Genomic DNA, 19,981 nt, shown 5'->3' on the forward strand with positions numbered 1-19,981 from the left:
AAGGCTCCGACGCCGGCACGTCCGAACGGAGCCTTCGTCCTGTGCCTGATGCACGGACCCGCTCTTGCGGTGTTGGCGACGTCAGCGGCGTCCGGGGAGTCAGGCGCGACCAGCGCGGCGGAGCCGCTCTTCGATTCGTTGGCTGGTCCGCAGGACGGTGGAGGCTGCCGGCTGTTGGGGCCAGGCGGTGATGAGGTAGTCCTCGATAGGCTTCTCGCTGACTCCGTCCCGTTCGAGGCTGCGCCCTCGGGCGTGTACCCGCATCCGGTACCAGCCGGGGCCTTGGTCGCTGAGAGCGGGCGCTCGGCCCCTCACCCCCGAAGTAGTTCAGGGCGAGGTCGACCTCGTCGGCGTGCACGCTTACTTCGACCACCTCCTCCCAGCCCTCCGCGTCCGCGGGTGGTGGGGTGGAGGTGATCCGGGTCTGGACGTTCACGCGTCCGGTGTGGATCCCGGTGAGGATGAAGGCGCCGTGGTCCATGGGAGCGGCGAGCGAGTTGGACCAGTCCGCTGACTCGACGCTGTAGTCGGAGCCCCCAGTGATGGAGAACAGCCCGTCGTTCACCCAAATGACAGCCGGTTCAGTCATGGCCGCAGGCTATGCCAACGGGTCACGCGGTGCGGGGAGCATGGAGAACCACTTTGCGCTGCATCCACCGTCACCTGCGTCTACGGGCCGATCGCCGGCCTTCGGGCGGCGGCGCTCACCGGGGGACGGTCTGGGTGATGCGCCACAGCCGCCGGGGGAGACCGCCTTCCTCGAACGCGGCGACCTCATCCAGCGTCCAGCCCTTGGCGACGTCGTCGACCAGGTGGCGGGGGAAGAAGTGGACGGCGAAGCCGCCGTGCTCCCAGATGTCGTCTCCGTGCCCGGTACCGGCCCGGTAGTGGACGTCCCCGGTGTGGCGGACGGTGTAGACGAAGGATCCGCCCGGCCGCAGCACCCGCCGCACCTCGGCGACCAGGGCGTGGATCTCCCGGGTGGAGAGCGCCATGCAGAGCAGCATGTGCGCGAACACGGCATCCACGGAGGCGTCCGCGAGCGGCAGAGGGTCGCGGACGTCATGGACCGCGGTGGTGACCCGCCCGCCCACGCCCTGGACCGCGGCGGCCTTGCGCAGTTGCTCCAGACCCACGGGGCTGAAGTCGGTGGCCGTCACGGAGAAACCCTTGCGGGCGAAGTACAGTGCGTCACGGCCATGGCCGGCACCAAGCTCCAGCACCGCGCGGGCACCGGCGGTCTGGAAGACGGCAGCTGCGTGAACCGCCGGCTCGGACGGCTCCTCGCCGTACATGCCGGGATGCTCGGCGTAGGTCTGCTGCCAATGCTCCCGCTGAACCTCGGCCAGCTCCTGCTCCGACTCCGACACGCTGACGCCCTCCTCATCGGGGCCGGCATCGAACAACCGGACCCTGTCAGGACACCCTAGAGGGACTCCGGCGGACTCGGCTCTCTTCGGCCGCGCCCGCCGTTCGGAGCCAGACTTCCTCGGCTGGATCGAATTCGCTGGTGGTCATCGTGCGTGCGTGTCGTCGTCGACTCGGACCTGCGACTGTGCGGCGAACACGCGTTGCAGCATGTGCGCGCACAACGCCAGCGGCAACGACCGCTCTCCATCGAAGGTGCGTTGCCGTCGATGCGCGGCAACGGCACCTGGTCCGGTGCGTCCCTGCGCTCGAGCGCATGCGTGGGCGGTGGGCCGAGCTTGCGCCGCAGATCGGCGGCGGTGGTCATCTCGTTGGCTTCCATGCCGGTGACGCTGTCGAGGCCCTCCCACCGCGCGAGCCGGTGCATCATCGCTGCGGGCGGCGACCGGTGACCGGCGCGCAGTACGTCGTCGCGTTCACGATGAGCGGCATGGCGTTCGTCGTCGGTGATCACCAGGCCACTGTCGATCAGCTCGGCGACCAGGGCTGATTCTTCGGCGTTCAGCGAGTCGGTCTCGTGCCATTCACCGGGGCTCAGCCGGCCGAGCAACTCGCGGTGCGGCCCGTCGACTTCGACCTCCGCGTCGAGATGCGCGGCCATGGCCAGCCAGCGCCGGGTGCGGCTCACACCGGCACCGCCGCTCAGCAGCGAGTCCAAGTCGAAGTCCAGTGGCCCACGGGGCGCACACCATCGTCTTCCTCCTGGCCGCCGACTCGATCCCCACGGTGCTGCGCACCAGCTGACCGGATCCCCACCTCGCGGGTGGCATGGCCGGGGCTGTGGGACGGTCCTTGCCGTCCGTGTTCGGAGGGCAAGGACCGCCGTCATGTTCAGGACCTGGTGTGCCGGCTCACTTGGTCTGCGTGGAGAGGCTCACCCCGCTGAAGTCCTGCGAGGCGGCGAGGCTGAAGTACACCCATCCGGAAGGCGGGTTGTCCACCGTGAGGGTCTCGCCGTTCCCTGCGTTGGTGGACTTCGCCTGGTAGTTGCTCGTGGTGGCCCAGCTGCTGCCGCCGTAGTACAGGTCGGCATTGCCGGTGCCGCCGCTGCTGGTGATGGTCAGCTGCTTGACGCCGGCCGGCAGGTACACGAAGTGGTAGCTGTAGTTGCCGGCGCCGGCCGCGAGGTTGTCCCGGCGGCAGTTCTTGTCGAACTGGCGGGGGTCGCTGATGGTGCACAGCGGGGTGGAGGGGGCCTCCGGCAGGGGGCCGCAGTCGTTGGTCGCGCAGGCCGTCGTCAGCCACGTGGCGAAGCCGGCGTCGTAGGACGTGCCGATGGTCTGCTTCAGGAAGGTGCGGGCACCGTTCCAGTCACCGGCGCGGTACTTGCCCAGCACGGTCTCGACGTCGGCGGGGTGCGCCTGGAGCATGTAGCGGACCGCCAGGAAGCCCCAGCGGTAGACCCGGTTCGAGTTGACCTCGGGGTCGGCGTCCTGGCCGTAGACGGTGTCGAAGAGGTCGCTGAGCTTGTAGGTCCTCTTGCCGGCCTCGGCGATCGCGTCGGCGTTGCGCTCGCCCCGGTAACCGAACGAGATGTTCTCGGCGATGCCCTCGACCCACCAGATGGTCGGCGTCACGATGCCGGCCTCGAAGTCGCCGGCCATGTTGTAGCGGCCGTCGAGGTAGTGGGTGTACTCGTGGTTGAGGTTCCAGATCTGGAAGTCCGGGCGCAGCCAGTGGGCTTCGTGGGCGATGAAGCGGGCCTGGTTGCCGGCGGCGGCCGGGTTGCCCTCCTCGTACATGCCGCCGTTGTCGACGTCGATGTTGTAGATGGCCCAGGCGTACAGCGAGTAGTTGGTGTAGTCGTCGAAGACCACGACCTCGAGGTTGGTGTTCACGTCACCGGGGATCGCGCCCTTGTCGCCGATGACCCGGTGGAAGTAGGCGTCCTGGTTGCCCAGGCTGGTGCAGGTGCTCGCCAACTGCCCGGGGGACATGTCCTGGGCGCGGATCTTCAGGCCCGGGGTGCACGTGTGCTGGATCGGCAGGATCGCCGGGAGCACGCGCTCGCCCAGGTCGCAGATGGCGTAGGCCGCGCAGTTGTTCCTGTCGTACTGGCGCGTGTACCAGCCCAGGTTCATGGTGATCGGCGCGGTGGGGCCGACGTTCGGGTAGCGGTTGATCAGGTCCTTCAGCAGCGGGCGGACCCGCTCCTTGAGCTCGGGGACGTCGAGGGAGTAGCCGAGGAAGCGGCCGACGTTGCTGACGACGTCCAGGCGGTTGAGCTGCGCGCTGTTGCGCGTGATGAATCCGGCCCAGGTGTCGAGGATGGCGGGGTCGGCCTTGAGGGCGGCCCGCCAGCCGCGGTCGTCGTTCTTGGCCTTGAAGCCGTTCTCGACGACCCACTCGACGTGCTGCATCGCGAGGTTCATCTGGCCGGGCCACGTGCCGTCGTAGCTGCCCAGCATCCACTTGACGACGCGGGCGTAGCGGCCGGCCGCGTGGGTGCTGTCGATCAGAGTGACGACCTCGTTGAGGATCTCACCGTTGGCGTCCGTGACGTCCTTGCTGCGCGGGGAGGCGAAGAAGGCGTCCAGCGCGCCGTGCGCGGCGGCGTCGAGCGCCGTGCCGTAGGGGTCGACGACGTCCCCGTTGTTCTCCTGCACGTAGTAGCCGGCCCGCAGGAACAGCACCAGCTGCCCGACGGCGGCGCTGTTGCTGCCCGAGTAGGTGGCGGAGGCGTCGCGCAGCGCGTTGGCGACGGTCACCATCTGCGCTTCGTTGAAGGCCTTCCGCGCGTTCTCCCCGGTGAGGCTGAACAGCGGGTACGTACAGGTGATCCGGGGGAGCGCCTTGAGCTGCTGGACCAGGGTGGCGCCGGTCGCGTTGATCACGCCAGAGAGGTCGCCGCACTCGTCCCCGGCGGCGGCCGAGGACCGCTGGCCGTCCTTGCCGGACTTGGCCGGCTGTACGGGCTTGACGGTCGGGGCGGGGGCGGTGGCGGACTCCTCGGCACTGTCCTGCGAGGAGATGCGGAAGCGGGAGCTGTTGCTCATCGCATCGGGCGACTTGGGGACCGGGATCGACCGCGGCGCCGGGGCCGCGGTTCCATGTGCGTGCGCTCCGGCCGGGGCCGTGGCGCCGACGGAGGCGGCCTGGCTCTGTGGCGCGAACAGGCCGAGCGCGATGAAGACGGCGGCGCCCAGCGCGGGAAGTCTGCGCGCGTTGGCCTTCGATATCCGGAAGGGATGCATCTGCGGGGGCCTCCGGGGCCGTTGTGGCCGCGTGCGGGGGACACGGGCGATTGGTGTGTGACATGTAAAATTTCACATGTCGCATCGCGCCGGAAGTCTTTTGGCCAGATTGGCTGTCCGCGCACGCCGGCATGACCGCACGCCCGCGCCCCCTCCCGGCCGGGATGAAATGGTCGCCCCGGCAGACCAACCGGGCCTCTCGGAAAGGGAGTCGACGCGAAGCGGCCTCATCCGTTGTCAGTGGCGCGGCATACGCTGCACGGACGGAACTGGGGCCCGTTCACGCACGGACGCGTGGTCCAGGGCACACGGCAGCACGTGCCCCGGCATGCCCCCCGGCTCGATCCTCAGGGGGGATCTTGACTTCACCGCACCACGGACGCTTGCGTGCCCTGGCCGCCGTGGGCGTACTCGCCCTGGCCGCCGGCGCCCTCTCCGCAGCCCCAAGCACCGCCGCCCCGAGCACCGCCGCCCCGCAGCCTCTGCCACCCGCCTCCGCCTTCGCGCGGCCCCCGGCCGCCCCGGCACCGGAGCCGTCCTCCGACGCCGCGCCGCGCCGCGATGGCGGGCACCCGACCGTCGTCATGCCCGACCGCGCCACGCCACTGGCCCGGGCGGCTGCCGCCAAGCCGCGGCAAGACGTCGACGGCATCAGCGACATGATCGTGATGGAGTACGACCAGAGCACGGGCGTCTACCTGTCGTCGATCTCGGCCTGGAGCGACTACACGATCTACAAGACCGACCGCGAGGCCTCGTTCAAGGACCTGCTGCCGGTCGGCGACGTCGGCGGCACGACCAAGGCCGAGCTGCTCTCCCTCTCCTTCGACGGCGTGCTCACGCTCTACGAGACCGGCCTGAAGAGCACGTCGGCGCCCCTGTGGTCCGGCCGCGGCTGGCAGACGTACAACCGCCTCGTGGCCACCGGCGACGTGACCGGGGACCACCGGCCCGACCTGCTGGTCCGCGACCACACCGGCGGGCTGTGGCCGTACACCGGCACGGGAAGCGTCAGCAAGCCCTTCAATGCGCGGGTCAAGGTCGGCTCCGGCTGGAACACCTACAACTCGCTCGTCGGCGCTGGCGACTACTCCGGCGACGGGCGGCCCGACGTGCTCGCCCGGGACACCTCCGGCCGGCTGTTCCTCTACAAGGGCACGGGGACGTCCACCGCCCCGTTCGCCGCCCGCGAGTAGGTCGCCACCGGCTGGAACGTGTACGACATGCTGGTCGTGCCGGGTGACATCGACGGCGACGGCAAGGGCGACGTGCTCGGTCGCCTCCCGAGCGGCGAGATGTACCTCTACACCTCCACGGGCAAGGCCGGCACCGCGACCTTCACCGCCCGGGTGAAGTTCGGCACCGGCTGGAACATCTACAAGAACATGATCTGAGCCCCGCGGCCGGCGGCTCGCCTCACCCGGGTGTGTCTCGCGGCCTGGACGGCCGCGAGACACGAGGCCGCTACTTCGGGCAGGTGTCGTGGGTCACCTTGCCGCCGGCGGTGGCGACGGTGTCGGGGTTGACCGTCAGGCACAGGCCGGTCCACTGGTTGATGAACCTGAAGGCGGTCCGGCGCTCGTTTCCGACCTCGACCTGCGTCGGCATGATGTTCCACATCTGGTTGCCGGAGAACCAGCGGGTCTCACAGCCCCACCAGAAGAGCTGGGTCCCGGCTGACGGCGGGGTGCCGTTGTTCCACGGGACGGTCAGGCACATGCCGTTGCTGGACTTGATCCAGTAGTAGCCCTTGCCGTCGTACGAGGGTGCCACGGCGCTCCACTGGTGGCTGGTCGGCGCCGTCGACTGGCAGGTGCGCTGGGTGACCAGGCCGCCGGTCTTGGTGCTGTCGAACTCCGGGCCCCGCACCATGCACTTGCCGTACTTGGTGTCGACGTAGGTCTTGTCGGCATTGACCAGCCAGATCGCCTGGTGGCCACCGGCGACGGTGTAGCCCTTGTTGCGGTCGATGATGTTCTGGATCAGGGCCCAGCCGGGGAAGTCCATCATGACGATGCCGAGGTGGCCGTTGCCGCCGCCCGAGTTCAGGTACTGCATCAGCCGGAAGTTGACGCCCTGAACCGCGGGCTGACCATTGGCCCATCCGTACCCGCCGGCGAATTGTGCCGGGGACATGAGGTCGCCGTTGTAGTCGGACGCGGACGTGTACGTCACGAACATCTCACCGCTGCCGTCACGGACGGCTTTGTCGATGTTCTCCTTGACGAAGCCGAATTTCTGGGGAATGCCATCCGGCTCCCAGTGATCCTCCTTGTGGCTGTTGAAGGTATTGATCCCGTATTGACCGTCGACGTTGTCGAAGCTGCCCAGCACGATCTTTCCCCGGACCTGCGAGAGGCGCGGCACGTACGCCACGCTTCCCTTGGCGATCGAAGGGGCGTAGAACAGGTTCGGGTAGCGATCCGTGTAGCTCTTGAAGATCTCTTCGATTTTCGCGCTGTCGACGCTCTTCGGGTCGTTCGCACACTCGAATGTGCCTACGTTCCCGCGAGGGCATTCAGCCCTCACGCGCATGACGAGGGTCTCGCTCTTGTGTTTGCCGAGGAAATCCTTGGCCTTGGTCAGTACGTCATCGAAGTTGGCGTCCTGGTACGACGATCCGTGATGAATCGTGAAGTGCGTTCCCTCAGTGACACGGACCCGGATGTCAACAGCGCGGATTCCCCGCTCCAGCTGCGCCGTCAAGGTGTTCGCGCTTTTTCCGAAGTTCTGCTGCGTCTCGGCAGGAGGTCCTCCCTGGATGGAAAGGGAGTCGTGGGTGCCGGGAAGGGATAGGGCCGCGAGCCATGTGCCGCCCGCGATGTCCTTCATCCAGTCGGCGTTCGTCGCCGACCCGATGTTGCCGAAAGCGTCCCCGAAATTGCTTCCGTGGGCTTGGGCGGGAGTCGGCGCGAGGAGAGCGGTGCTGCCCGCGACACCGATCACGACCGCGCCGGCTGCGACACCGGTCACCATCCGACGTGCCAGCCGGCGAAACCATGGGAGTGACCCCTGATGGACCTGATGGACCTGATGAATGGATGATCGAGGCATGGAACTCCTACTCGGATCAAGGGGGAGGGGAACCGCCTGTGAAAAGGCGGCGGTCACTTGCCCAGGTAGGCGTTGATGATGGTGACCTCGGAGACGTTGCCCTGCTTGTCGGTGACCTTGGCCCGGAAGGAGATCCCCCGGTCCTTCGCGGGGTTCCGGACGGAGAACGCGCCGTTGGTGACCGTGACGGGCTTCCAGGTCGTGCCGCCGTCTTCGCTCACGGAGATCGTCAGCGACGTGAGGTTCTTACCGGCGGCCGCGCCCTGCACGGTCACGGGGATCCGGGTGACCTTGCCCGCCGGGGCGCGGGAGGCCATGTCGAGCGGGGCCTGGAAGCGCACCGTGGAGACCGGGAGCGCGGTCCGGGCCGCGACCTGGCGGGAGCGGAAGGTGAAGCTCGTGTCGATGCGGGTGGAGACGGCGGAGATGTCCGGGGACCGCTCCACGGAGGTGGCCAGCCGGTATTCGGCGTCGGCGCCGTCGACCGTGAAGGGAACCCAACCGCTCAGCGGGTCCTCGTTATCGGCGACCTTGATGCCGTTGCGGTACAGGGTGGTGGAAGCCTTGGTGAGGGACGAGGAGCCCGCGTGTCCCGCGCCGTCGCCGAAGAGGGGCACCGCGCCGGTGATGGTCTGCTCGCCCGTCTCCGGGTCGGGGGCGGTGCGGAACACGCCCAGGCCCTTGCCCAGGAGCGGCGAGAAGACTCCGGTGTTGAAGGTCTCGCGGTGGGAGGAGCCCGCCGTGTAGCGCTTCGGCTCCAGGGCGGCCTGGTCCGCCTCGATGCGCTGGTTGCCGTCCTCATCGGGGGCGCCGAGCTGCCAGAACCCGGTCCGCCAGGTCGCGCCGTCGAGGGCGGAGAGCAGGAGCGTGCGGGTGCCGGGAGCGGGTTGGACAGCTCCGTAGAAGTCGCCCTGAGGCATGCCGGGCAGGGTGGGGGCGGCGTAGGCGTAGCCGGACTTGCCGGGGGCGGGCGCGCCCATGTCCACGGAGACCTTCGCCAGCTGGGTCGCCTTCACGTGCCGCGTGTACCCGGTGGCGAGACGGTTCGTCACGCCGCCGAGGGCAACGGAGTACTGGGTGGCCGGGTCCTTGAGGAAGGTCGCCAGCCAGCTCTGCGTGAGCGAGCCGTCGGTCACGGCCGGCCCCATGTGGGCGGAGCGGAACCCGGTGTACCCCTTGGGGAGGACCCAGCCGTTGCCGAGGTGGCCTTCGCCGACCGTCTGCTGGTAGTAGGGCAGGGCGAAGTCGGCCGTGGCCAGACCGGGAACGGTGATGTCCACCGGCTTCGCGGTGCGCGCGTCGACCGTGACCGTGGTGGTCCCGGAGACCTCCAGCCGCGGCTGGACCAGCCAGTCGACGCCCTTGGTGAGGTCCGAGCCGTCCTGGTACACGGCGCCGTGGAGGGCGTAGGTGCCCTTGGGTAGACGCAGGGTGCTGGAGCCGGACTCGTTGCTGACGCCCGTCCATATGCCGTCGGCGGCGCCGCCGATTCCGAACAGGGAGTGGGAGAACTCGCGGGCGGGGCCGCCGTCGCGGTCGACGGTCGTGATCGTGACGTCGTACGCCTCGGCCTCACGGACGGCCGCCGCGCCCGTGCGCACCGACTGGCCGCCGCCGGTGGCGGTGACGTAGGCGGAGAAGGCGCCGTCGACATCGCCGAGGCGGGTGTCGGCGGCCAGGTCGACCTCGGCCCGGCCACCCGCGGGCACGGTCACCTTGTCGGCGCCGAGCGCGAAGAACCCGGCCGGGGCGGACTTGCCGCGGGCATCGGTGCCGGTCACCGCGAGGTCGAGGGTGATGTCGGTGGTGCCGAGGTTGCGGTAGGCGATCTTCTTGGTGAGCGGCACGTCGTTGGTGTGCGGCCACTGGGCGGTGCCGAGGGACAGCGACGCCTGCTCGGTGATCACCGTTTGGGTGAGGGCCTTGTCCACCTGCACGCGACCCGTGCCCTGTTGCTGGACGCCGACCGAGCCGTCCTTCGTGGACGCGGTCAGCGCGCCCTTGAGCTCGGTCCCGGTCCAGCCGGGGTTCTTCTGCTTCAGCAGCGCTGCCGCTCCGGCCACGTGCGGGGTGGCCATCGAGGTGCCATTGAGCTGCAGGTAACCCGGGGCGGGGTGCTGGGCCCCGGGATCGGTGTCGAGCCTGCTCCCCGGGGCCGCCGCGGCGGTGATGCCCACGCCGGGCGCGGTGAGGTCGGGCTTGACCGCGCCGTCGCCGACGCGCGGGCCCCGGCTGGAGAACTCCGCGAGGACGTCCTTGGCGTCGACGGCGCCGACGGTCAGGGCGGCGTCGGCGCTGCCGGGCGAGCCGACCGTGGACTCGCCGGCACCGTCGTTGCCCGCGGCGACGGCGAACAGGACACCCTTCTCCGCGGACAGCCGGTCGACGGTGGCCTCGACCGGGTCGACGCCGGGGAAGTCCCGGCTTCCGAGGCTGAGGTTGACGACGTCCGCACCCTCGGCGACGGCCCATTCCATGCCCGCGATGACCGCGGAATCGCTGCCGTAGCCCCGGTCGTCGAGGACCTTGCCGCTGATCACCTTGGCGCCGGGCGCGACGCCCTTGAGTGCTCCGCCGGACGCGGCCCCGGTCCCGGCCGCGATGGAGGCCACGTGGGTGCCGTGGCCGACGCGGTCGGTGGTGTCGGGGGAGTCGGAGAAGTTCTTCTCCCCGACGACCTGGCTCTTCAGGTCCGCGTGGGTCTTGTCGACACCGGTGTCCAGGACGGCGATCTTCACGCCCGTGCCGTCGAACCCGGCCTGCCAGGCCCGGTCGGCGCCGATCTGCTTCGTGCTCGTGTCCAGGCTCGCCTTGCGTACGCCGTCCAGCCAGACCTTGCCGATTCCGGCGCCGGTGGCGCGCAGGCCGCGCGCGGTGGGCTCCGTCAAGGCCTCCCAGACCTTCGTGGCGTCAGCGGGCGAGGCCTTGACGGCTTCGGCGTTGACGGTGTGGAGGGCGGGCCCCGCTCCCTTGCCGGCGGCGGACCTCAGCTCCGCGCGCGCCGCTCCGGCGGAGCCCTCGTACTGGACGATCAGGCCGAGTGCGCCGCGGTGCAGGGCGCGCAGGGTCGGGTCGGCGAGCGTGGTGACGTCGAAGAGGCGCCGGTCGAGCTTGCCGGCGGCCAGCAGGGCTCGGGCGTCGGCGGGCAGCACCAGGGTGCGGCCGTCGGCGCGTTCGATCTCGACCGGTACGCGCTCACGCCCCTGGCCGGGTTCGAAGCGTAGGACGGCGCCGCTGCCGTTCACGGTCACGCGGTCGCCGGTGATCAGCGTGACGGTCACGGGGGTGCCGGTGGTGCTGCTGGTGGGGGAGGCGGCGGGTGCCGCCCCCGCGGGGCCGGTCAGCCCCGTGCTGAGGGCGACGACGGCGGTGGCGAGGGCGAGGGCCCCCGCGGTGCGTCGAGGCCTGTGGGTCCGTGTGAACAACTCTGCTCCTGTGGAAGGCGCGTACGGCGGCCGGAGCCGTGGCGTGCGCCCCGTCGTGTGGCGCACGTGGCGTACGTGGCGTACGTGGCGTACGCGCGGTGTGTGCGTGGCGGTGTGGTCAGGCCGGTCGCCGGGGCCCGGCCGGCCCGTGTCCCACCGGCCCCTAGGGGGAGAGGCGGGGGGTGGGAGGGCGAGCCGTCCGGGCCGCGCGGCGACCGGGGTACGGCAGCAGTCCACCGGCTCGTGGATTGTTCAGCAGCCTCGATCCGGGCGGCTGAACAATTGTTTTCCGTGGCCGAAGAGGCTCTTGTGGCCGCTGGTGCCCACGCCTACGGTGGAAATGATCTTGATCCCGGGGGAGGGGAACAGCATGGGAAGTGGTGCGGGAAGGCCGGAGAAGGCGCTCGACCCACAGGCTGGTCCAACCGCCCGGTTCGCCGCTGAGCTGCGCGCACTGCGCCGCGCGGCCGGCTCCGTCCCCTACCGGGAACTGTCCGCGCGGGCCGGCTATTCAGTGACGGCACTCTCCCAGGCCGCCGCCGGGAACCGGCTCCCGAGCCTGGCCGTGACCCTGGCCTACGCCAAGGTCTGCGGCGCCGCCCGGACGGAATGGGAACGACGGTGGCGCGAGGCCGAAGCCGAAGCCGCGACCGAAGCCCTGGCCTCCCTCGAGCTCGGCGCCGACAGCGGCGGCACTCCGCCCTACCGCGGCCTGACACGCTTCGAACCCGAGGACGAGTCGGTGTTCTTCGGCCGGGAACGGCTGACCGACCAACTGACGGCCCTGGTCGCCGAACACCGCTTCGGCGTCGTCCTCGGCCCCTCCGGCAGCGGCAAGTCCTCCCTGCTGCGGGCCGGTCTCATCCCGCGGCTGCGCCGCTCCGCGCCGCCGCTGCCGCCCGCCGCGGCCCTGCGCGTCCTGACCCCCGGCGAACACCCGATGCGGACCCACGCGCCGATCCTCACCGCGGCCGCCGGAGACGGGGAGACCTGGCTGATCGTCGACCAGTTCGAGGAGGTCTTCACCCTCTGCGCCGACCCCGACGAACGACGGGACTTCCTCGAGGCCCTCCTCGCCGCCCGCCACCCCGGAAGCCGGATCCGCGTGGTGCTCGGCGTGCGCGCCGATTTCTACGCGCACTGCCTGGCCCACCCCGCCCTGGCCGAGGCCGCCCGAGCCGCGACCCTCCCCGTGGGCCCGCTGACCGCCGAGGAGATGCGCGGCGCGATCGTGCGCCCCGCGGCAGCGGCCGGCCTCACCGTCGAACGTGCCCTCACGGCACGGCTCGTGGAAGAGGTCACCCGCGAACCCGGCAGCCTGCCGCTGCTCTCCCACGCCCTGCTGGAGACCTGGCGGCGCCGCCGCGGGCGCACGCTGACCCTGGCCGGACACGAGGCGGCCGGTGGTCTGCGCGGCGCCCTGGCCCAGACCGCCGAGGAGGTGTACGCGGAACTGGGGCCCGACCGGGCCCCCGTCGCGCGCCGCCTCCTGCTGAACCTGATCACCCCCGGCGACGGAGCCCCCGACACCCGGCGGCCCGTCCCCCGAGACACCCTCGTGCCACCGGACTCGCCGGAGGCCGCCGAAGCGGGGTCCGTACTGGACCGACTGGCCCGGGCCCGGCTCGTCACCCTGGACCGGGACGTCGTGGACCTGGCGCACGAGGCCCTGATCACCGCGTGGCCGCGGCTGCGCGGCTGGATCGACACCGACCGCGAACGGCTGCGACGCCACCGCCGGCTGACCCAGGCCACCCAGAACTGGCTGACCCGCCGACGCGACGCCGGGGCGCTCCTGCGCGGAGGGGAACTGGCCGAGGCCGAGGCCACGTTCGCGGACGACGCGGGCCGCTCCGCCGAGCTGATCCCGACGGAGCGGGAGTTCCTGCGTGCGGGCCTCGCGTCGCGGGCCCGCACACACCGAATCCGGCGCGGCGTGACCTCGGTCGTCGGCCTCCTCCTCGTCCTCCTCACGGTGGCGAGCACGACCGCCTGGCAGCAGGGCCGCGACAACGTCCGCCAGCGGGTCGACGCCGAGATCCGGCAGGCCAAGGGGAAGGAACTGGCCGCCGGTCGGCTGGCAGCCGTGGCCCAAGGCCTGAGGAGCTCCGATCCCGCGTTGGCGATGCGGCTGAGCGTGGCCTCCTGGCGGCTCGCCGAGACCGCAGAGACCCGGTCGGCGCTGCTGGCGGCGTCCGTCCAGGCCGAGTCGGACGCCTACGACGTGCCGGACGAGGCGGGCCCCTGGACCTCCCGTCCGGCGCTCCCGGTCCGGCTGAGCGCGGACGGCCGGACCGCGGTCACCGTCGACGTGGACTCCGTACGCGCCTGGGACGTCACGAAGAGGACCGCGGTCGGACCGCAGATGACCCTCGACCAGGGCACTCTGTTCCGCGGGATCTCCCCGGACGGCCGCACCGCCCTGGTGCAGGGGTCCCGGGCGAAGACGGAGCCCGGATACGGCACCGGGGCGCGTCGACTGGATCTGGCGTCCGGGACGCCACTCGACTCCGAGCCCCGGCCGGCGGGCCCCTCGGTTGCCTGGACGGCCGCCGAACAGGTCGTCGCCAACCAGGAGATGGACGGCGCCGTCGGCCGGCTCTCGCTCCGTGACGCACGCAGCGGCCGCACCCTGCTGGAGGTGCCGACCGGGCGGCATCCGATGTGGGAACTGAGCCCGGACGGACGCCACCTGGCCCTGTGCGCCAGAGGAGGGGATGCGGTGAGCCCCTTCGAACGGGCCGACGTGCCCCTGAGGGTGTGGGACGTGGCCCGCGGCACGGAGCTGCCCGCCGCCCGACCCGACGGGTGCGCAGTCGACTCGTTCCGTTTCACCGGCGACGGCGCCGTCCTCGTGACCCGGGCACCGGGCGGCCTGAGCCTGTGGGACCCGATCACGGGCCGGGAACCGGCCGGGATCGACCACCCCGGGCTGACCGAGGTGACCACCAGCCCCGACGGCCGGTTCGCCGCGGCCGTCGACGGCCGGGAGATCCTGATGTGGCGCCTCGCCACGCCCGAACGACCGGTCTTCCGCTACTCCCTCGCCAACGGGGCCGCCTCCCAGCTCCGGATCGACCCGAAGGACGGCGTCATCAGGTACCTGACCGAACGCCGGCTCGGGGACACCGTGGTGCGCTCGATCTCCTACGGACCGGCCACGACACCGGACTGGAACCCCGAACCGGCATCGACGGGCACCTTCAGCGCGGACGCCAAGACCGTCGCGGTCGACCGCAGGCAGGGCTCCAGTACCTGGCTCGAGGCCTACGCCGTCGCCGACGGCCGGCGCACGGCCCGTACCCCGCCGGCCGACTGCCCGAAAGCCGTACCGGGACCGGGATCCACCGGGGCGCCCACGGAACACGACTGCCGTGTCCTCCTCGCGCTCAGCCCCGACGGACAGACCCTCGCCCACGCCCGAACCGACTCCGCCGCAGGCTCCGACGCCGGGCGCGGACAGCGGGAGACCGCGCAGGAGCCGACCCTGTGGGACGTGCCGGCGAACAAGGCCCGCCCCCTGCCCGCAGACCCGAAACCGTCGTCCGCCGCCCGGATGCCCATCACGGGAATGGCCGTCTCACCCGACGGCCGGTCCCTGCTCACGACGCGCGCGGGCGTGGACACCCTGGACGTACGGGACATGGCGAGCGGACGCCGGATCGGGTCTCAGGACCTCACCCAGGACCGGATGTCCTCCGTGGTGAGCCGAGGGAGCGACCGAGCCGCCCCGGTCGCGGTCCGCCCGGACGGCCGACTCCTCGCGACCCCCTCGAACACCTTCGACATCACCACCGGCCGACGCACCGAACGGGCCCCCACCACGGAACGGGACGGGGTGATGACCTACAGCCCCGACGGCACGCGCCTGGCGGTCGGCGACACGACGGGCGGGGTCACCCTGTGGGACGGGGAAGCCGAGCGACGACTGGCCACCCTCCCGGCCGGGTTCGACGCGGACGGCCTCGACTCCGCAAAGGCCGTCACCGCCTTGGCCTTCTCTCCCGACGGCCAGACCCTTGCCGTGGCGGGCGCCTCCGGAACGCTCCGGCTCTGGGACGTGAACTCGGGCCGACCGCTGGGATCACCGCTACCGACCCCCGGAGACGGGATCGTGGCCATCGCCTTCTCACCCGACGGCGAAACCCTGCACAGCGCCGGCGAACACAGCACCGTCCGCACCCACCAGGTGGCCCCGGTCCGACTCGCGGACTCCGTCTGCACCCGCACCGGAACCGGACTCTCCCGGTCCGACTGGCGCACCTACCTCCCGGACCTCCCCTACCGAAAGACCTGCTGACAGAACCTTCCTGACCGCCACGGAACCCACGGGGGAACCACACCATGACGAACGCGCACATACTCGCGGCCTGCCGCAGCAACTGGGAGTACCGGGGGATCGACGAGGCATCCGTACGGGAGATGCTCGACGAGCTCTCCGCCCAGCTGGAGGACGCGCAAGCCGCCGGCCGCACGGGACGGGACGTCGTCGGCCGGGACGTCCGCAGCTTCGCCGCGGCACGGGCGCGGGAGCGCGCCCCGCTCGCCCGCCGGGCGCTGCGCACCGTGTCCCTGGCCTGTTTCGTGCTCGGCTGCGTCCTGCTGTTCTCCTACCTGCGCCATTGGAGCACCGCACTCGCCGTGACCCCCGACTACCTGGCCTTCTGGACGGTCCTCGGTGTGGCCACGGTCGCCTGGGAGCTGCGGCGGGGCAGCCTGGGCCTGTGGGCGGGCTGGGGGCTCGGCCTCGTCACAGCCCTGCCCGCCGCGGTGCTCACCCGCCTCTTGGCCGGTGACGGGGCGCTGTTCACGCTGCCGCTGTGGGCGGCGCCGGTCCTGCTGCTGCCCGGCCTGCCCTACGCCGTCGCCGACGCGCGGGCCAAGAGGAGCGGCCGCGCCGGTGAACCCGGAGCCGTGGGTCTTGGCTGAAACAGGTCCTGGACGGAGCCTCAGGCAGGGCACAGACTGCGGTGGACGATCAAGCGGCGCTCGAGCGGACAGCCATGGGGGAGCTCGGTGCTACGCATTCACTTCACCGCCGATGACCTGGCTCGGACCCGCGTGGCCGCGACGATCGGAGCGGCCGCGGAAACGATGTACGGCCTGAGGCTGCTGCGCGGCAACTGTGCCGCCAAGGCCCTGCCCTTCCGCCCCTGGCAGGAGACGGTCCGCGGGCGGCTGGGTGCGCAGGCCCGCCCGTTCACGAGCCTGCTGGCTGTGGGTGGCGGGGACATCGACCTGACGGGACTGATGGGCGACACGCCGTCCGTCGAGGAGGGAATCGACAACCTGCTTCGGGCATCGCCCACGCGTTTGCAGACCGAGCTCGAGCACATCGCCTTCCACCCCTCGCAGTTGTCGTGGGCTCGGACCCTGGCGGCCGGCGACCCCGAAGCCCGCAGGGACTTCGCCGCAGGGCTTGCCGCCTGCAACGAGGCGATCGTCGCCCCCTATTGGAACAGCGCGAGATCCCATTTGGAGGGCGTACGGGCGACCTTCGCGCGGAAGCTGCTCGACGGCGGGATCGAACGCCTGCTGGAGGGGATGTGCGTCCCGCTGGTGCGGTGGCGCGCGCCCGTACTGGAGGTGCGGTACCACCGGCGCGTCGACGTCCACCTCATGGGGCGCGGTCTCGTCATCGCGCCGACGGTCTTCCTGTGGCGGGACCCATTACTGCTGTGGGACTCGCAGGACGACACCTCGGCGCCCACGCTTGCCATTCCCACCATCGGTGACGCAGAGGCGGGCGCCGCGTTGTGGGGTGCGGCGCAGGCCGCGGACCAGTCACTGGCCGCATTGCTGGGGCGCACTCGGGCCGCCGCACTGAAGGTGGCCACCGAAGGATGCAGTACCACCGAGCTGGCGCGGCGCCTGAACGTGTCGATCGCGGCGGCGAGCGAGCATGCGACGGTGCTGCGCAACGCCAGTCTGATCACCACCAGCCGACGCGGTAAATCCGTCGTGCACACCGTCACCCCGCTGGGCGCCGAACTCCTGGGAAGCCCACCCACCGAGCACGGGTGATCCGGCTCCGAACCGGCTGGAGGTCGAGCTGCGTGCCCGGCCGGCGATCCCGACTCGTTCCAGCCCTTTACGGCCCGTCGGCGGATTGCCGCTGTGCGCCGCCCCGCAGGACCGCGGCGATGTCGGACGGCGTGTCGTGGGCCCGGAACGGGCGGCCGAGCAGCTGCGGGTCGCGGGCCTGGAGCGGGCCTGTGGAGTCCTCAGGGCACGACGTCCTCAGGGACGGTCCTGCTCAGGGCCCGTCGTCCTCAGAGCGCGGCCGGTCGGCCCGTCCGGCGGCGGCGGGTGCCCCCGCCCGCGCCGGCCAGCTCACGCTCGGCGCTCTCCAGCAGCATGTCCAGCGCGACCGGATAGGCGCTGTGCGGCATCCGGGCCGCGAGGAGCCCGGCGGTGGCCGCGATGTTCGGGTACGTCCCGGCCGGCAGGAGGGCGTACGTCGACTCCCACCGCTCCTCATCGGACTCCCGAGCCTGCTCCGTCAGCGCCAGGGAACCCGCGTCGAGCGCCGCGAAGGCCAGACACTGGTCGATGTAGGCGTGGTAGATCCGTACGGCGTCCTCGTCGCCGAACCCCGCGCCGCGAAGGCTGCCGAGGATGGCCTCGTCGGCCGCGATCTCCCGGGGGCGCCCGGTCACCCGGCTCGTGGTCAGCAGGGCGGCCTGCGGATGGGCGAGGTAGGCACCGTAAATGCGCAGGCCCAGGGAGCGTAGGTCCTCGCGCCACCGCCCGGTCGGGACCCAGCCGGCGAGGGCCCGGCCGATGAGCTCCTCGCCGATGGCCAGGGTGAGCCCGTCCATGCCGTCGAAGTAGCGGTAGAGGGTGCTGGGGTCCGCGCCCAGGGCGGCGCCGAGCCGCCGGGCGGTCAGGCCCGCGCTTCCGTGCTCCCGCACCATCCGCAGCGCCGTCTCGACGATCAGCCGCTCGGAGAGCACCGTGCCCTGCCGGGTCGGTCGCCGCCGTCGGCGGGCCTCCTCCGGAACCACGTCCTTCGGCATTACGGACTCGCCTCCTGGACCGTTCGGTGCCCTTATGCCAACAGCATTGACCTTAACTCCCGGCAGACGGTTCCATCAGCCCCCTGGGGCACACGCCCCACCGAGAGAGGACCTCGCCATGCGTGTTCTGCTTGTGGGTGCCGGCGGTGTCGGGAGCGCCATCGCCAAGATCGCCGCCCGCCGCGGCTTCTTCGACCGTTTCGTCGTCGCCGACTACGACCTGGCCCGCGCCGAGGCCGCGGTCGCCGCCCTGGGCGCCGCGGAGCAGCGCTTCAGCGCCTGCCGTGCGGACGCCTCCGACGAGGAGGGGATCACCCGGCTGCTCACCGAGCACGGGTGCGACGTCCTGATGAACGCCACCGACCCGCGGTTCGTGATGCCGCTGTTCAACGCCGCGCTGGCGGCCGGCACCCACTACGTGGACATGGCCATGTCCCTGTCCCGCCCGCACTCCGCGGACCCGTACGGCACGTGCGGGGTGAAGCTCGGCGACGAGCAGTTCGAACGGGCCGCGGAGTGGGAGAAGTCGGGCCGGCTCGCGCTCGTCGGCATGGGCGTCGAGCCCGGTCTCTCGGACGTCTTCGCCCGCTACGCGGCCGAGGAACTCTTCGACGACATCGAGGAGATCGGCATCCGCGACGGGGCCGATCTGACCGTCGAGGGCTACGACTTCGCACCGTCCTTCAACATCTGGACGACGATCGAGGAGTGCCTGAACCCTCCCGTCGTGTACGAGCGCGAGCGCGGCTGGTTCACCACCGAACCGTTCAGTGAGCCGGAGGTCTTCGACTTCCCCGAGGGCATCGGCCCCGTGGAGTGCGTCAACGTCGAGCACGAGGAGGTCCTCCTCGTCCCGCGCTGGGTCGGAGCCCGGCGGGTCACCTTCAAGTACGGCCTCGGCGACGATTTCATCGGCAAGCTCAAGACGCTCCACGCGCTCGGCCTGGACTCCACCGAACCGGTCACCGTCCGCGGCGAGGACGGCAGCCCGGTCCGCGTCTCACCGCGCGACGTGGTCGCGGCCTGCCTGCCCGACCCGGCGACCCTCGGTGACCGGATGACCGGCCGCACCTGCGCCGGGACCTGGGTCAAGGGCACCAAGGACAACCTGCCGCGCGAGGTGTACCTCTACCACGTGGTCGACAACCAGTGGTCCATGCGCGAGTACGGCTCCCAGGCCGTGGTCTGGCAGACCGCCGTCAACCCGGTGGTGGCCCTCGAACTCCTCGCCGCCGACGTGTGGTCCGGATCCGGAGTCCTCGGCCCGGAGGCCCTGCCGCCCCGCCCCTTCCTCGACCTGCTCACCGCGTACGGATCCCCCTGGGCGATCCGGGAACAGGACCCGAGCCGGCCTGTCGTGCCGGCGGGCGCTGAAGACGGGTCTTAGCGCCCGGTGGCGGCCGGCGGCCATTGGGGCCAGGGCAAGGCCTCGTACTGCTGGGCGAGGAGCCTGCGGTTCTGGCGCCCCAGGGTCGTGAACCCCGCGATGAGGGTCCCGGAGAAGGACATGCCCGCGATCGGCGGTGCCCAGTGGCTGTCCACCCCCACCGCCAGGAGCCACAGCGTTGCACAGGCTGTCCCGAGGGCCAGCAGCAGCGCGATCCTGGCGGCGCGCGCCCACCCCTGGCTCACCGCGATGCACCCGAAGCCGAGGGCCGCGCCCGGGGCGGCCGTGAGGACGAGGACGATCAGCAGGTAGAGGGCGTAGATGATCAGCATGCCGCGGGACCCCCAGAAGTCGTGGCAACCCGCCTCGAAAGCAGGGGGGTTCATGTTCCCGTGCTCCGGCAGGTGCCTGACGCCCATACTGACAGAAGGTTTGAACGTGTTCAATACGTCCGCGCCGACTGCGGGGGAGCCC

General features: G+C 71.2%; 13 protein-coding genes. 6 read left to right on the top strand and 7 right to left on the bottom strand.

All coding sequences use genetic code 11. The features are described from left to right. Window positions 1-704: 704 nt before the first annotated feature. From AC3IYI_RS38450 to AC3IYI_RS38460, 3 genes are all read right to left on the bottom strand, one after another. A complete protein-coding gene (locus AC3IYI_RS38450; protein ID WP_489408062.1) occupies window positions 705-1,370 on the bottom strand; it encodes a class I SAM-dependent methyltransferase in 666 nt (221 codons plus the stop codon). Between the two features lie 56 nt (window positions 1,371-1,426). After that, a complete protein-coding gene (locus AC3IYI_RS38455; RefSeq protein WP_489408063.1) occupies window positions 1,427-2,086 on the bottom strand; it encodes a nitroreductase family protein in 660 nt (219 codons plus the stop codon). Between the two features lie 193 nt (window positions 2,087-2,279). Then, window positions 2,280-4,622: a M9 family metallopeptidase gene (locus AC3IYI_RS38460; protein ID WP_489408064.1), complete on the bottom strand. Its 2,343-nt coding sequence runs from the start codon at window positions 4,620-4,622 to the stop codon at window positions 2,280-2,282. Between the two features lie 383 nt (window positions 4,623-5,005). Between AC3IYI_RS38460 and AC3IYI_RS38465 the strand changes: the two genes are divergently transcribed. Both AC3IYI_RS38465 and AC3IYI_RS38470 read left to right on the top strand, forming a co-directional pair. Then, entirely contained in the window at window positions 5,006-5,818 is an 813-nt protein-coding gene (locus tag AC3IYI_RS38465; RefSeq protein ID WP_489408065.1) for an FG-GAP repeat domain-containing protein, read from the top strand. Between the two features lie 27 nt (window positions 5,819-5,845). Further along, entirely contained in the window at window positions 5,846-6,016 is a 171-nt protein-coding gene (locus tag AC3IYI_RS38470) for a hypothetical protein (protein ID WP_489408066.1), read from the top strand. 70 nt (window positions 6,017-6,086) lie between these two features. Here the strand turns inward: AC3IYI_RS38470 and AC3IYI_RS38475 are convergent, their stop codons facing one another. Next, window positions 6,087-7,733, bottom strand: a complete 1,647-nt coding sequence (locus tag AC3IYI_RS38475) for a phosphatidylinositol-specific phospholipase C domain-containing protein (RefSeq protein ID WP_489408067.1) — start codon at window positions 7,731-7,733, stop codon at window positions 6,087-6,089. Beyond that, the gene (locus tag AC3IYI_RS38480) at window positions 7,730-11,101 is read right to left on the bottom strand and encodes a S8 family peptidase (protein WP_489408068.1); all 3,372 of its coding nucleotides are present in this window, start codon (window positions 11,099-11,101) and stop codon (window positions 7,730-7,732) included. Before AC3IYI_RS38480 ends, AC3IYI_RS38475 begins: the two co-directional genes overlap by 4 nt. Before the next feature lie 370 nt (window positions 11,102-11,471). Here AC3IYI_RS38480 and AC3IYI_RS38485 point away from each other — a divergent pair, with 370 nt between their 5' ends. The 3 genes from AC3IYI_RS38485 (at window position 11,472) to AC3IYI_RS38495 (ending at window position 17,125) form a co-directional block, all read left to right on the top strand. Then, window positions 11,472-15,401 carry an nSTAND1 domain-containing NTPase gene (locus AC3IYI_RS38485; protein ID WP_489408069.1) on the top strand — a complete coding sequence of 1,310 codons (3,930 nt, stop codon included), beginning with the start codon at window positions 11,472-11,474 and terminating at the stop codon, window positions 15,399-15,401. A 44-nt stretch (window positions 15,402-15,445) separates the two neighbouring features. Next, window positions 15,446-16,030 (top strand): hypothetical protein, encoded by a 585-nt coding sequence (locus tag AC3IYI_RS38490; RefSeq protein WP_489408070.1) that lies wholly within the window; start codon window positions 15,446-15,448, stop codon window positions 16,028-16,030. 87 nt (window positions 16,031-16,117) lie between these two features. Further along, window positions 16,118-17,125, top strand: a complete 1,008-nt coding sequence (locus AC3IYI_RS38495; RefSeq protein ID WP_489408071.1) for an ArsR/SmtB family transcription factor — start codon at window positions 16,118-16,120, stop codon at window positions 17,123-17,125. A 248-nt stretch (window positions 17,126-17,373) separates the two neighbouring features. Here AC3IYI_RS38495 and AC3IYI_RS38500 read toward each other — a convergent pair whose 3' ends face one another. After that, window positions 17,374-18,120 (bottom strand): TetR/AcrR family transcriptional regulator, encoded by a 747-nt coding sequence (locus AC3IYI_RS38500; RefSeq protein WP_489408072.1) that lies wholly within the window; start codon window positions 18,118-18,120, stop codon window positions 17,374-17,376. Between the two features lie 118 nt (window positions 18,121-18,238). On the opposite strand from AC3IYI_RS38500, the gene AC3IYI_RS38505 reads away from it, so the two are divergent. Further along, window positions 18,239-19,507, top strand: coding sequence for a saccharopine dehydrogenase family protein (locus tag AC3IYI_RS38505; protein WP_489408073.1), 1,269 nt, complete (start codon window positions 18,239-18,241; stop codon window positions 19,505-19,507). On the opposite strand, the gene AC3IYI_RS38510 is transcribed toward AC3IYI_RS38505, so the two are convergent. Next, window positions 19,504-19,893, bottom strand: a complete 390-nt coding sequence (locus AC3IYI_RS38510; protein WP_489408074.1) for a hypothetical protein — start codon at window positions 19,891-19,893, stop codon at window positions 19,504-19,506. The genes AC3IYI_RS38505 and AC3IYI_RS38510 overlap by 4 nt on opposite strands. Window positions 19,894-19,981 lie beyond the last annotated feature (88 nt).

This window comes from Streptomyces sp. GL_148 (assembly GCF_057834205.1).